The following is a 13294-nucleotide window of genomic DNA, read 5'->3' as shown; positions in this document are numbered from 1 at the left end:
AAGCGGTCCTATCACGACGGTGCTCCACACCCTCGCACCCGGTTCGGCGGCCCGTGGAGAGGCGCAGTAGGGTGGCGAAGGGGTGACGACCGCAGGAGGGGCCCGCCAATGAATCTGCGCGACCTGGTACGTCTCAGGCTGACCGACCTGTACGCCCACCGTGTGGAGCGCCGGCTGGACCTGGCACAGGCCCCGAAGCACATCGGAGTCATCCTCGACGGCAACCGCCGCTGGGCCAAGGCCGCCGCGCGGACGACCGAGCAGGGCCACCGGGCCGGCGCGGACAAGATCACCGAGGTGCTCGGCTGGTCCGAGGAGACCGGCGTCGAGGTCGTCACGCTCTGGCTGCTCTCCACGGACAACCTGGACCGCCCGGCGGAGGAACTCGTCCCGCTGCTCGGCATCATCGAGGACGCGGTCACCGGCCTCGCCGCGACCGGACGCTGGCGCGTCCACCACGTCGGCGCGAGGGACCTGCTGCCCGCGCGCACCCAGTCCGTCCTCAAGGAGGCCGAACAGGCCACGGAGGGCGTCGAGGGCATACTCGTCAACGTCGCCGTGGGCTACGGCGGCCGCCAGGAGATCGCCGACGCGGTCCGCTCGCTGCTCCACGAGCACGCGGGCCGCGGCACCTCCATCGAGGACCTCGCGGAGATCCTCGACATCGACCACATCGCGGAGCACCTCTACACCCGCGGCCAGCCCGACCCCGACCTCGTCATCCGGACCTCCGGCGAGCAGCGGCTGTCGGGCTTCATGCTCTGGCAGAGCGCGCATTCGGAGTACTACTTCTGCGAGGTGTTCTGGCCGGCGTTCCGCCGGGTGGACTTCCTGCGGGCGTTGCGCGACTACGCGGCGCGGCACCGGCGCTACGGCACCTGAGCGCGGCCCCGGGCCCCCGGCGGTCACCCGGACGGCGGTACCGGGAGAGATGCGCCACACCCGGGTCGCGGCGAACGGCGGTGGGCGCGGTGGCCGGTTTACGTCCCGGCGAAGGGCCCGCGAACGCCCGGTGACGGGGCGGCAAGAGTAGGGCCCGAACCAACACCTGTCATATGCAGTCGCATAGGCCTCCTCTTTCGAGGGAATAGACCCGTCAGACCGACATCCGGCCCATGGATGTCGGACAGAAGCGGACGGCACCTGGCCCGTCCGCCCGGGAGGCCCCTTGCTCACGGACGTGCCGTTGTCAACCCTTGACTCAGACGGCATTGACCGCGTCGACTCGAAGGGTCGTGGTCCGGCCCTTCTGGTCGGTCCCGGCCCTGTCCCGCGCGACGCCGTCGCACCCGCACCTCTTCCGAGGGGGTTCGTCCACACGTGGTGACCAGCAAGAATCGCCGTGAGCACGACCGGCGCACTTACGTACTCGACACCAGCGTGCTGCTTGCCGACCCGCATGCCCTCCTCCGCTTCGACGAGCACGAGGTGGTCCTGCCGGTCGTGGTGGTGACCGAGTTGGAAGCCAAGCGCCACCACCCCGAGCTCGGCTACTTCGCCCGCCAGGCGTTGCGGCTGCTCGACGAGTACCGGATCCGGTACGGGCGGCTGGACGCACCCATCCCGATCGGCGAGCTGGGCGGCACCCTGCGCGTCGAACTGAACCACTCGGACCCGGGCGTGCTGCCCGCGGGGTTCCGGCTGGGCGACAACGACTCGCGGATCCTCGCCGTCGCCCGGAACCTCCAGGCCGAGGGGTACGACGTCACCGTCGTCTCCAAGGACCTGCCGCTGCGCGTCAAGGCCTCCTCCGTCGGCCTGCTGGCCGAGGAGTACCGGGCCGAGCTGGCGATCACCTCCGGGTGGACCGGCATGCACGAGTTGCAGGTCGCGGCCCAGGAGGTGGACGAGCTCTTCCAGTCGGAGACGGTCGACCTGCCCGACGTGGAAGGGCTGCCGGTGCACACCGGCCTGGTCCTGCAGTCCGACCGCGGCAAGGCGCTCGGCCGGGTGACGGCCGACGGCCGGGTCCGGCTGGTGCGCGGCGACCGCGAGGCCTTCGGCATCCACGGCCGCAGTGCCGAGCAGCGGATCGCGCTGGACCTGCTGCTCGACCCGGACGTCGGCATCGTGTCGATGGGCGGCCGGGCCGGCACCGGCAAGTCGGCGCTGGCGCTGTGCGCGGGCCTGGAGGCGGTGCTGGAGCGTCAGCAGCACCAGAAGGTCATGGTCTTCCGGCCGCTGTACGCCGTGGGCGGCCAGGAGCTCGGCTACCTGCCGGGCACCGAGGCGGAGAAGATGAGCCCGTGGGCCCAGGCGGTCTTCGACACCCTGGGCGCGGTGACGTCGAAGGAGGTCATCGAGGAGGTCGTGGCGCGCGGCATGCTGGAGGTCCTGCCCCTGACGCACATCCGGGGCCGCTCCCTGCACGACGCGTTCGTGATCGTCGACGAGGCGCAGTCGCTGGAGCGCAACGTCCTGCTGACCGTGTTGTCCCGTATCGGGCAGAATTCCCGGGTCGTCCTGACCCATGACGTCGCCCAGCGCGACAACCTGAGGGTGGGTCGGTACGACGGCGTGGTCGCCGTCGTCGAGAAGCTCAAGGGCCACCCGCTGTTCGCACACATCACCCTGACCCGTTCCGAGCGCTCGCCGATCGCCGCGCTCGTGACGGAGATGCTGGAGGACGGCCGGGCGTAACAGGCGAGTTGGAGGGTCCGCTAGGCTGCTGCGCCGCAAGGGCGCAGCAGCCTAGCGCTGTCCGGCGAGGCTACGGATGCGTAACGGAAATTCCCGTGGCCCACGTGGCGTGTGAGCTTTGACACGCAACGGGGAATTGCGTTGACGCGTCCGCCTACGGCAGGCTGTCGGTTCTGTCAGGCCCCCGCCCTCGGCACACCCGTACCCGCAAACGTACGGAACCTCAGAATTGAACAGCGTTCGCCGTGGGCCGCCCGAGTTGCAACAGCGGACTCCTCCTCGCCGGGGGAGCCTCCACCGGGCCAGTGCTTCTGTGACCGGTGCAGGAGGAGCCAGCGCGAAGGGGCACGATCGCGCCCGCGAGGTCACCGAGCGGGCGACGCTGGAAGGAAACCGTGTGAGCCGGATCTCGGTCCGGGGATTCGCGGTGGCTTCGGCCACTGCGGTCACCACTGTGGGCGCCGTCGTCGGTGTCGCCTCCGGCAGCGAGGGTGCAGTACAGCCCGTCGCAGCCGCCGACGCGACGACCGTCCTCGCGGACATACCCGCTGGCCAGCAGGTTCAGCAGGCTTCCCTGACGCAGCAGGTGCAGGCGCAGTCGGACGCCGCCGACGCCAGCGCCAAGAAGACCGCCGAGGAGGCAGCCCGCAAGCAGGCCGCCAAGGACGCCTCCGCCCGCAAGAAGGCGGAGGAGAAGGCCGAGGCCGACCGCAAGGCCAAGGAGGCCTCCCGCGCCGCCGAGCGTGCCGCGCTGGTCGTCAAGGCCTCGTACACGGTCGCCGAAGTCCAGGCCATGGCCCAGGGGCTCATCGGTGACGCCTCGCAGTACCAGTGCTTCTCCAACATCGTGACCCGTGAGAGCGGCTGGAACTACACCGCGACCAACGCCTCTTCCGGCGCCTACGGCCTCGTCCAGGCCCTGCCGGGATCCAAGATGGCCTCCGAGGGCGCGGACTGGCGCACCAACCCCGGCACCCAGCTCAAGTGGGGCCTGAAGTACATGAACGGCCGTTACGGCAGCCCCTGCGGCGCCTGGTCGTTCTGGCAGGCCAACCACTGGTACTAGGCCGAACCTGACCGCGGCTCCGCGCCCGGCCGTCCGGAATCCGCCGACGAGCCCCCGACCCTTTGAGGGATCGGGGGCTCGTTGCGCGTACGGTGGTGCGGGACGGAAGGACGCACCGGGGGGCGGGGGACAGGGGAAGCGATGTCGGAGAGACGCCAATGGGGCTCCGGGCTGGCGGCCGAGCTGGCCAAGCTCGCCGGGAGGCTGGAGGAACAGCGCCGGGCCGCGGCCGCGAGCGCCCGCGAGGAGGCCCGCCGCCAGGAGCAGCAGACCGTGCGCCGGCACACGCCGCGCGCCTCCGGGCCCGGCAACCCGGTCGCCCAGGTGCCGTGGAGCATGCGGGTCGCGGCCGAACTCGGCTGGCGGCTGCTGGTGCTGGCGGGCACCGTCTGGGTGCTGATGCGGGTGATCGGCACCATACAGCTGGTCGTCCTCGCCTTCGTCGCCGCGCTCCTGATCACCGCGCTGCTGCAGCCCTTCGTGGGCCGGCTGAAGCGGATGGGGGTGCCGCGCGGGTTCGCCACGGCCATCGTCTTCATCGGCGGCTTCGTGATGATGGGCCTGGTCGGCTGGTTCGTGGTCTGGCAGGTCATGGAGAACATCGACAACCTCTCCAACAGCCTCCAGGACGGCATCACCGAGCTGAAGCGCTGGCTGCTCAACAGCCCGTTCCACGTGACCGAGGACCAGATCAACCAGATCGCCAAGAACCTCCAGGAGGCGATCGGCACCAACTCCAAGGCGCTGACCGACGCCGGACTGCAGGGCGTGACCGTCGTCGTGGAGATGCTCACCGGCATCCTGCTGGCGATGTTCAGCACGCTGTTCCTGCTCTACGACGGCCGGAACATCTGGAACTGGTTCCTCAAGCTCTTCCCCGTGGCCGCCCGCGACGGGCTCGGCGGGGCCGGGCCGCGCGCCTGGCGCACGCTCACCCTCTACGTGCGCGGCACGGTGATAGTGGCCCTGATCGACGCCATCTTCATCGGCATCGGCATCTTCTTCCTCGGGGTGCCGATGGCGGTGCCGCTGGCCGTCATCATCTTCCTGGCGGCGTTCGTGCCGCTGGTCGGCGCGGTCGCGTCGGGCGCCATCGCGATGGTGGTGGCACTGGTGACGGAGGGTCCGTTCACGGCGCTGATGGTGCTGGTGGTGGTCCTGCTGGTGCAGCAGATCGAGGGCCACATCCTGCAGCCGTTCATCCTGGGCCGCGCGGTGCGGGTGCACCCCCTGGGCGTGATCCTGTCGGTGGCGGCCGGTTCGCTCATCGCCGGCATCGGCGGCGCGGTCGTGGCCGTACCGCTGGTCGCCGTGACCAACACCGTCGTCGGCTACCTGCGGGCGCACTCGCGGGAGTCGGCCATGGCCGACGAGCCGCCGCCGCACGGCTCGACCGCCGCCGAGGTGGCGCCGGTCGGCGCGCCGGGGCTCCCCGACGCCACGTCGGGGGACACCGCCTGACGGCCCGAGGGCCCGGCCTCCCACGTCGGGGAGACCGGGCCCTCGGGGGCACGCGTCACGCGTCGGCGAGGACCGCCTCGGCCTCCAGGGTCGCCGCGACCGCCTGCACGACGGCGGCGATCTTGAAGGCCTCCTGGACCGTCTCGCGCTCGACACCGGCCTTGCGCAGCACCTGCTCGTGCGAGTCGAGGCACATCCCGCAGCCGTTGATCGCCGAGACCGCCAGCGACCAGAGCTCGAAGTCGGTCTTGTCGACGCCCGGGTTGCCGATGACGTTCATCCGCAGACCGGCCCGCAGGTTGCCGTACTCCGGGTCCGACAGCAGGTGCCGGGTCCGGTAGTAGACGTTGTTCATCGCCATGATGGCGGCGGCCGCCTTGGCGGCCTGGTACGCCTCCGGCGAGAGGTTCTCGCGGGCCTCGGGCTCCAGCGCGCGCAGCACGACGGCCGAGCGCGAGGCGATGGCGGTCGCCAGCACCGTCCCCCACAGCTGCTGCTGCGGGAGGTCGGAGTTGCCGATCACGGAGCCCAGGTTGAGCTTGAGGTCCTTGGCGTAGTCCGGCAGCGCGGACTTCAGCTCATCGAGCGCCACGGTCACTCACCGGCCAGCAGCTTGACGACGTCGAGGGTCTCGTCGCCCTTCTTCCAGTTGCAGGGGCACAGCTCGTCCGTCTGCAGCGCGTCGAGGACCCGCAGGACCTCCTTGGGGTTACGGCCGACGGAGCCGGCGGTCACCATGACGAACTGGATCTCGTTGTTCGGGTCCACGATGAAGGTGGCGCGCTGGGCGACGCCGTCCTCGCCGAGGATGCCGAGGTCGGTGCAGAGCTCGCGCTTGATGTCCGACAGCATCGGGAAGGGCAGGTCGCGCAGGTCGTCGTGGTCCTTGCGCCAGGCGTGGTGCACGAACTCGGAGTCGACGGAGAAGCCGAGGACCTGCGCGTCACGGTCGGCGAACTCGTCGTTCAGCTTGCCGAACGCCGCGATCTCCGTCGGGCAGACGAAGGTGAAGTCCTTCGGCCACGCGAAGTAGACCTTCCACTTGCCCTCGTACGACTTGTGGTCGATCTGGGCGAAGGCCTTCTCGGGGTCGAGGTCCACACAGGCGGTCAGTTCGAACGTGGGGAACTTGTCACCGACGGTGAGCACGAGCACTCCTAGTGAGGGTCGGGACCGGGGCGCGGGGTGGCCGCACGGTCCCTCGATGGGTCCCGATCACCCTGCCATGAGCCCTTTGATCAGTGAAATCGTCCCGACGGGTCGTATTGATCGGAACCCCTTATCGACGAGTGAGGCAGGGGCGACCCACTGCGCAGAGTGACCGGCGCCACAGGGCGGCTTGGGTGACACCGGGGCGGTGTGCGACGGCGTCCGGCCCGGCGGCCATTGATCGCCCGCGCAACTAGACTGAAGATCGTTGATCGGAGGCGGTTATCAGTAGTCAGCGCGCGAACCAGCGCCAGCCGAGCCTGTCCCAGCTGCGGGCCTTCGCCGCCGTCGCCGAGCACCTGCACTTCCGGGACGCGGCCTCGGCGATCGGCACGAGCCAGCCCGCGCTGTCCGGGGCGGTCGCCGCGCTGGAGGAGGCCCTCGGGGTGGTGCTCGTGGAGCGCACCACCCGCAAGGTGCTGCTGACCGCGGCGGGGGAGCGGGTCGCGGTCCGGGCGCGGGCGGTGCTGGCGGCGGTCGGCGACCTGCTGGACGAGGCGGAGGCGGCGCGCGCCCCCTTCACCGGGGTGCTGCGGCTCGGGGTGATCCCCACGGTCGCGCCCTACCTGCTGCCGACCGTGCTGCGACTGGTCCACGACACCTACCCGGAGCTCGACCTCCAGGTGCACGAGGAGCAGACCTCCTCGCTGCTGGAGGGCCTCGCGGCGGGGCGGCTGGACCTGCTGCTGCTCGCCGTCCCGCTCGGTGTCCCCTCCGTCGTGGAACTGCCGCTCTTCGACGAGGACTTCGTCCTGGTCACCCCGCGCGACCACTGGCTCGCCGGGCGGACGGACCTCCCGCGGGAGGCCCTGCGGCAACTGGACCTGCTGCTGCTGGAGGAGGGCCACTGCCTGCGCGACCAGGCGCTGGACGTCTGCCGGGAGGCGGGCCGCACCGAGGGGGCCGCCGCCGGCACGACCGCGGCGGGGCTGTCCACGCTGGTGCAACTGGTGGCCGGCGGGCTCGGGGTGACGCTGCTGCCGCGGACCGCGGTCCCGGTGGAGACCGGACGCAGCGCGGACCTCGCCACGGCGTTCTTCGCCGACCCGGCGCCCTCGCGGCGGATCGCGCTGGCCATGCGCGCGGGCACCGCGCGCGCGGAGGAGTTCGAGACCTTCGCCTCCGCGCTGCGCGGTGCCCTGGAGCCGCTGCCGGTACGGTTCGCCCGCTGACGGCCGTGGCCGCCCCCGGTCACTCCGTCCGCAGGCCGTCCGGACGCATCATCCGCCACAGCGGCGGCAGGCTCAGCAGCGTGACCACGACGACCACCGCCGCACCGGCGCCGGTCATGGCGCCCACGCTCGCCCAGTCGACGTGCGGGCCGAGGCCCACCATGCTGCGCAGGGCCGTGGCGAGACCGGCACCGCCGACGACGGCGAGGGCGAGTCCCAGCGCGACGGGGAGCGCCGTCTGCCAGAGCACCGACAGACCGAGCACCGACCGGCGGGTGCCGAAGGCGACCAGGACGGCCAGCAGCCTCCTGCGCTCGCGCAGCTGCTCCAGCATGGAGACCAGCAGGCTCGCGCCGATCAACGCCAGGGTGGCCGTGGCGCCGATGAACAGACCGCGCCGGATGGTCGCGAACTTGCGGTCCTCGGTGGTCGTCCGCAACTGGTAGACCGACAGCGTGGGATCGATGCGCGCGGCGGTGTTGCGGGCGTGCTCTACGGCGTCCGGCGAGGCCGGGTCGGTGCGCAGCATGAGCCGGACGGAGGGTGAGTGCAGTGCCGCCACGTCCAGGGCGGCGGGGGTGGCCAGCACGCCCCACTGCCGGTCCCCGTCCGGCGCGGTACGGGACTTCGCCGGGCGGGCGTCGGCCGGGATCCGCCACGGCCTCGGCGTGCCGGTGTACGTGTCCGTGACCGGAACGTTCAGGTCGAGCGTGCCGCCGGGCTCGGCGAAGCCCATGTCGCCGTCGCCCTCCGGCTCAGGGACCAGGAACACGTCTCCGTCGGTGCAGCCGGTCCCCACCTCGGCGAGTTCCCGCAGCGTCGGGCAGTCGCCCACGACCAGGGGCGTGTACCGGATGTCATCGGCCGTCAGCTTCGAGGCGTTCCCCTGCACGCTGTCGCCCTGGACGAGGCCGAGCACCGTGCTGATGCCCGGGGTGTCGGCGAAGGCCTTCTCCACGCGCTGCGCCTCGGCCCCGCTGTCGACGCTCTGCGAGACGCTGAGCTGGGCGCGGTCGGGGTCCTGCCCGGTCTGGCTGACGAAGTCGCTCTGCACCCCGGTGAAGAGCGACTGGAGGGCGATCGCCCCCGCCACGGCGACGGTGACGCCGCTGACCATGCGGGCGGCGGCGCCGCTGTTGAGCTGGATGCGGCGCGTGGCCAGCTGCCAGGGCAGCGAGCCGCCGCGGAGACGGCCGACGACCGACTCGACCAGCCAGGGCAGCACGGCGGTGAGCCCGACCAGCAGCAGGACCGTGCCCGCCGTCACCTGGTAGGGGTTGACCGAGGTGTCCTGCGAGATGCCCCCGAACAGCGGCGCCAGCAGTGCGATGCCGGCCAGCGGGATCAGCAGCCGCCACCACAGCCGGCGCTTGTTCGCGGTGGCGTTGCGCACCACCCCGAGCGGCTCGACGGCGATGCCGCGCATCGCCAGCAGGGTGACCGCGACCGCCGCCCCGGGAACCGCCAGCGCCACCAGGGCGGCCAGTGCGGGGCCGGGCGTGATGTCCGACGGGAAGAGGCTGATGTCGTACAGCGTCACGTCGGGCGAGAACTGCCGGCCCCACAGGAAGATCCCGGTGCCCACGACGAGTCCGAGCAGGGAGCCGAACAGCGCCTCGCCGGCCGCGACCCGCCGGGTCATGCTGCTGTCCGCGCCGACCAGCCGCAGTGCGGCCAGCCGCCGGTCCCGGCGTTCGCCGCCGAACCGTACGGCGGTGCCGATGAAGACGGCCACCGGCATCAGCAGGACGACGACGATGATGACGACCAGCAGGGTCAGCACCCCGCCCAGCGGCTCGGGCTTGACGCTGCCGCGGCCGAAGTACGGGATGCGGGTGGCGTTCCCGACGGAACCGTCCTCGTTGCGCGCGACGAGGTCGTCGTCGCCCGCGTAGTAGGCCAGTTCGGCCGGGCCGAGCAGGCCCTGGTCGCCGATGGTTCCGGCGATGCGGTAGTCCAGACGTTCGCGCAGCAGCTCGCTGCCGGGCCGGTCGAGCAGCTTCCTCAGCGCGGGGGAGACGACCATCTCGCCGGGCGCGGGCATCCTGTCGACGCCCGGCGGCATTACCGGCCGGTCGCCGTCGGCCTTGAGCAGCAGACCCCGGATCTCCTCGTCGTGGAACCGGGTGTCGGACTGCTCGCGCAGCACCGTGGTGGCGGACTGCGCCGGCTGGTCGTTGAACCAGGAGTAGTCCCGGTCGTATCCGCGGTCGCTGCGGGCACCCAGCATGGCCGGCACGGCGGCCGCCACCAGCAGCAGCGCGACGCCGAGGCCGACGCCGACCGCGGTGAGCAGGGTGCGGGTCCAGCCCTCGCGGCCGCCGGTCGCCGCGAAGCGGACGCCGAGGCCCAGGTCACGGACCCACGTGGCGAGGGTGCCGCCGGGGGAGGCACGGGGGGTGGTGCGGGTGGTGCTCATGCCACCCGCTCCATGTCGCGGGACTTGCCGTCACGGACGACGACCTCGCGGTCGGAGTAGGCGGCCACCCGCGCCTCGTGCGTGACGAGGACGACGGCGGCGTCGGTGTCGCGGGCGGCGTCGGTGAGCATCCGCATCACACGCTCGCCGTTGAGGGAGTCCAGGGCGCCGGTCGGCTCGTCGGCGAAGACCACCCGCGGGCCGGTGACCAGGGCACGGGCCACGGCGACGCGCTGGCCCTGGCCGCCGGAGATCTCACCGGGGCGCTTGCCGGCGAGGTCGTCGACCTCCAGCCGGGCCAGCCACTCGCGGGAGCGCGCCTCCGCCTCCTTGCGCCGGGTGCCGTTCAGCCGCAGCGGCAGCGCCACGTTCTCCACGCAGGTCAGTTCCGGGACGAGCTGGCCGAACTGGAAGACGAAGCCGAACTCGCCGCGCCGCAGCGCGCTGCGTTCGGCGTCGCTCATCGCGGTCAGGTCGCGTCCCCGGTACCGGATGCTGCCGGAGTCCGGCCGGACGATGCCGGCCAGGCAGTGCAGCAGTGTCGACTTGCCGGAACCGGACGGCCCCATGACGGCGACCACCTCCCCGGCGCGTATCGCGAACTCCGCGCCGTCCAGGGCAGGGGTCGGGCCGTACGCCTTGTGCAGGCCGACGGCTTCCATCAGGTTCTCCGTGCTGCTCACTCGGCTACCTCCGCCGCGAGTCGGTCGAGGCGGGCGGCGGTGAGTTCCAGCCACCGCAGGTCCGCCTCCAGGTGGAACAGGGCGTGGTCGCAGATGAGCTGGTCCGCGAGGTCGCCGTGCCGTTTGCGTTCGGTCAGGTCCCGCATCAGCCGCAGGTGCTCGGACCGCTGGGTGTCGAGCAGGCCGGCGGCGCTGCGCCCGGTGAGCAGGGCGAGGACGACCTTGGTGTAGAGGGTGTTCTGCAGGTAGGGCTCGGGCTTCTCCGGCTGCCCGAGCCACTTCTCGACGTCGGTGATACCGGCATCGGTGATCGCGTACCGCTTGCGTTCCGGGCCGCCGCCGGGCTCGATGCCGTCGACCTCGACCAGCCCGTTCTTCAGCAGCCGGGCCATCGTCGAGTACACCTGGCCGTAGTGCAGCGGTCGGTCGTGACCGAACTTGTCGTCGAACGCGCGCTTCAGGTCGTATCCATGGCGCGGGCCGGACTCCAGGAGCCCGAGCAGGGTGTGGCCGATGCTCATGGCCGAGGACTCTACACGATGCGTATACCTAGGGTGTATAGATCTTGTGCATAGCGGTACGCCGGTGCGTCATTCCTCCCCGGGGCCCGCTGCGAACAGGCCCTTTCCCGGTTCGTACCCGAGTCGCGCCTGGTACGCGGTGGGCTCGCAGCCCGGACCGTTCGGCTGCCACTTCTCGAGCGTCACCTCGAGGCGCTCGTCCACCGCGGGCCCGGTGGAGGTGCCGGTGGAAGTGCCGGTGAAGCGCACGGGTACCCGCTTCGGGCCGGCCGGCTCGGGCAGGTCCAGGACGAGCAGCAACTCGCGCCCGTCGCCGGTCGCGCTCCGCGTGCACGCCGCGCCCGCGCACAACCGGTAGGTCGTCCCGGGCTCCGTGTCGAACAGCAACCGCACCCCGGAGTGCGCCCCTATGTCGGTGCAGTCGGGGCCGTCCGGCCATGACAGCCCGCGCCCGCGCCCACGGCCTCGCCCTCATGCCGGTGGGATGCGTCCGGCCCCGGTCCGGTTCCGTCCGGTTCGCGTCCGGTTCCGGACCGGACGGCACGATGCAGCCCCGGGGCACGGACGGACATCACGTGCACCGGGGCTGCGGCCGTGGGGAGGTCCTTCTACAGGCCGTTGACGTTGGCGGCGATGCGGTCGCCGACCTCCTTGTCGATGTTGCGCCAGTACTCCACCGCACGGGCCAGGACCGGGGCGCTGACCCCGTCCTTCAGGTGGCCCGAGACGTTGGAGACCAGCCGGTCGCGGGCGGCGTCGTCCAGGACCTTCCGGACCATCGTCCCGGCCTGCCCGAAGTCGTCGTCCTCGCGGTGCAGCTTGTACGGCTCGTGCACCATGTTGCCCGCCGCCTCCCAGCCGGCCGGGTCGCCGAAGCGCGCGACGTCCGCCGCGGGTCCGCCGACGGAGTTCGGCGCGTACGGCGCGGCGGTGCGCGCCGGCTCGTAGCGCATCGGGCCGTCCTTGGCGTACGAGTGCACCTCGGTGTGCGGCCGGTTCGGCGGCAGCTGCGCGTAGTTGGGGCCGATCCGGTAGCGGTGGGTGTCGGCGTAGGAGAAGAGCCGTCCGAGCAGCATCTTGTCCGGCGAGGGGCCGATGCCGGGCACCATGTTGCTGGGCTCGAAGGCGGCCTGCTCGATGTGGACGAAGTAGTCCTCGGGGTTCCTGTTCAGCGTCATCCGGCCGACCTCGACCAGCGGGTAGTCGCCGTGCGGCCACACCTTGGTGAGGTCGAAGGGGTTGAACCGGTAGTCCGCGGCGTCGTCGAACGGCATCACCTGGACGTAGAGCGTCCACGAGGGGTGTTCGCCGCGCTCGATGGCCTGGAAGAGGTCGCGGCGGTGCAGGTCGCCGTCGGCGCCCGCGAAGTGGTCGGCCTCCTCCTGCGTGAGGAAGTCGATGCCCTGGTCGGTCTTGAAGTGGTACTTGATCCAGTGCCGCTCGCCGCCGCCGTTGACCCACATGTAGGTGTGGGAGCCGTAGCCGTTCATGTGGCGGTAGTTCTTGGGCACGCCGCGGTCGCCCATCAGCCAGGTGACCATGTGCGCCGACTCGGGGGACAGCGTCCAGAAGTCCCACTGCATGTTGTTGTCACGCAGGCCGGAGTCGGGGCGGCGCTTCTGGCTGCGGATGAAGTCCTGGAACTTCATCGCGTCGCGTACGAAGAAGACCGGTGTGTTGTTGCCGACCAGGTCGTAGTTGCCGTACTCGGTGTAGAACTTCAGGGCGAAGCCGCGCGGGTCCCGCCAGGTGTCGGGGCTGCCCAGCTCGCCCGCGACCGTGGAGAAGCGGGCCAGCATCTCGGTGCGGCGTCCGGGCTGGAAGAGGTCGGCCTTGGTGAACTGACTGACGTCGTTCGTCACCTCGAAGACGCCGTAGGCGCCCGAGCCCTTGGCGTGCACCACGCGCTCCGGCACCCGTTCGCGGTTGAACTGCGCCATCTTCTCGATGAGGTAGTGGTCCTGGAGGAGGACCGGGCCGTCCGAGCCCACCGTCAGCGAGTGCTCGTCGCTCTCCACCGGGATCCCGGCGTTGTTGGTGGTGTAGGGGGTGCTCATGTGAGTGTGTCCTCCCGTCGATCTTCGGAAGAGTCCGTCGGGGGCTCCTGGTCGCTAACGACCACA

The 13294-nt window shown here is 71.3% G+C and carries 12 protein-coding genes; 5 read left to right on the top strand and 7 right to left on the bottom strand.

What is annotated here, in order from left to right; all coding sequences use genetic code 11:
* Positions 1-108 precede the first annotated feature (108 nt).
* From ACFZAU_RS06500 to ACFZAU_RS06485, 4 genes are all read left to right on the top strand, one after another.
* Entirely contained in the window at positions 109-882 is a 774-nt protein-coding gene (locus tag ACFZAU_RS06500; protein ID WP_499610206.1) for an isoprenyl transferase, read from the top strand.
* A 438-nt stretch (positions 883-1320) separates the two neighbouring features.
* Entirely contained in the window at positions 1321-2640 is a 1320-nt protein-coding gene (gene phoH2, locus ACFZAU_RS06495; RefSeq protein WP_500551325.1) for an RNA 5'-3' helicase PhoH2, read from the top strand.
* Positions 2641-3037: 397 nt separating this feature from the next.
* A complete protein-coding gene (locus ACFZAU_RS06490) occupies positions 3038-3706 on the top strand; it encodes an aggregation-promoting factor C-terminal-like domain-containing protein (protein ID WP_500551324.1) in 669 nt (222 codons plus the stop codon).
* A 141-nt stretch (positions 3707-3847) separates the two neighbouring features.
* On the top strand, positions 3848-5167 hold the full coding sequence (locus ACFZAU_RS06485; protein ID WP_500459148.1) for an AI-2E family transporter: 1320 nt from the start codon (positions 3848-3850) through the stop codon (positions 5165-5167).
* Positions 5168-5222: 55 nt separating this feature from the next.
* Here the strand turns inward: ACFZAU_RS06485 and ACFZAU_RS06480 are convergent, their stop codons facing one another.
* Complete coding sequence (locus ACFZAU_RS06480) at positions 5223-5759, bottom strand: alkyl hydroperoxide reductase (RefSeq protein ID WP_500551323.1); 537 nt, start codon at positions 5757-5759, stop codon at positions 5223-5225.
* Between the two features lie 2 nt (positions 5760-5761).
* Entirely contained in the window at positions 5762-6316 is a 555-nt protein-coding gene (locus tag ACFZAU_RS06475; protein ID WP_500551322.1) for a peroxiredoxin, read from the bottom strand.
* A 284-nt stretch (positions 6317-6600) separates the two neighbouring features.
* Between ACFZAU_RS06475 and ACFZAU_RS06470 the strand changes: the two genes are divergently transcribed.
* A complete protein-coding gene (locus tag ACFZAU_RS06470; RefSeq protein WP_500551598.1) occupies positions 6601-7548 on the top strand; it encodes a hydrogen peroxide-inducible genes activator in 948 nt (315 codons plus the stop codon).
* A 19-nt stretch (positions 7549-7567) separates the two neighbouring features.
* Here the strand turns inward: ACFZAU_RS06470 and ACFZAU_RS06465 are convergent, their stop codons facing one another.
* From ACFZAU_RS06465 to ACFZAU_RS06445, 5 genes are all read right to left on the bottom strand, one after another.
* Positions 7568-9967: an FtsX-like permease family protein gene (locus tag ACFZAU_RS06465; protein WP_500551321.1), complete on the bottom strand. Its 2400-nt coding sequence runs from the start codon at positions 9965-9967 to the stop codon at positions 7568-7570.
* Complete coding sequence (locus ACFZAU_RS06460; RefSeq protein ID WP_499610265.1) at positions 9964-10629, bottom strand: ABC transporter ATP-binding protein; 666 nt, start codon at positions 10627-10629, stop codon at positions 9964-9966. The genes ACFZAU_RS06465 and ACFZAU_RS06460 overlap by 4 nt, the downstream gene beginning before the upstream one ends.
* 17 nt (positions 10630-10646) lie before the next feature.
* Positions 10647-11171 (bottom strand): PadR family transcriptional regulator, encoded by a 525-nt coding sequence (locus tag ACFZAU_RS06455; RefSeq protein ID WP_500551320.1) that lies wholly within the window; start codon positions 11169-11171, stop codon positions 10647-10649.
* Positions 11172-11240: 69 nt separating this feature from the next.
* The gene (locus ACFZAU_RS06450) at positions 11241-11558 is read right to left on the bottom strand and encodes a hypothetical protein (protein WP_500551319.1); all 318 of its coding nucleotides are present in this window, start codon (positions 11556-11558) and stop codon (positions 11241-11243) included.
* 221 nt (positions 11559-11779) lie between these two features.
* The gene (locus ACFZAU_RS06445) at positions 11780-13228 is read right to left on the bottom strand and encodes a catalase (RefSeq protein WP_500551318.1); all 1449 of its coding nucleotides are present in this window, start codon (positions 13226-13228) and stop codon (positions 11780-11782) included.
* Positions 13229-13294: the final 66 nt, after the last annotated feature.

This window comes from Streptomyces sp. NPDC008238, assembly GCF_042956445.1.
In the GTDB taxonomy this organism is placed as follows: domain Bacteria; phylum Actinomycetota; class Actinomycetes; order Streptomycetales; family Streptomycetaceae; genus Actinacidiphila.
The sequence above is the reverse complement of the archived record's forward strand: the minus strand, read 5'-3'. Positions and strand labels throughout refer to the sequence as shown.

Coding starts and splice junctions, on each gene's coding strand:
- ACFZAU_RS06500 (WP_499610206.1), top strand. CDS start 109: ATGAATCTGCGCGACCTGGTACGTCTCAGGCTGACCGACCTGTACGCC.
- ACFZAU_RS06485 (WP_500459148.1), top strand. CDS start 3,848: ATGTCGGAGAGACGCCAATGGGGCTCCGGGCTGGCGGCCGAGCTGGCC.
- ACFZAU_RS06465 (WP_500551321.1), bottom strand. CDS start 9,967: ATGAGCACCACCCGCACCACCCCCCGTGCCTCCCCCGGCGGCACCCTC.
- ACFZAU_RS06460 (WP_499610265.1), bottom strand. CDS start 10,629: ATGGAAGCCGTCGGCCTGCACAAGGCGTACGGCCCGACCCCTGCCCTG.
- ACFZAU_RS06455 (WP_500551320.1), bottom strand. CDS start 11,171: ATGAGCATCGGCCACACCCTGCTCGGGCTCCTGGAGTCCGGCCCGCGC.
- ACFZAU_RS06445 (WP_500551318.1), bottom strand. CDS start 13,228: ATGAGCACCCCCTACACCACCAACAACGCCGGGATCCCGGTGGAGAGC.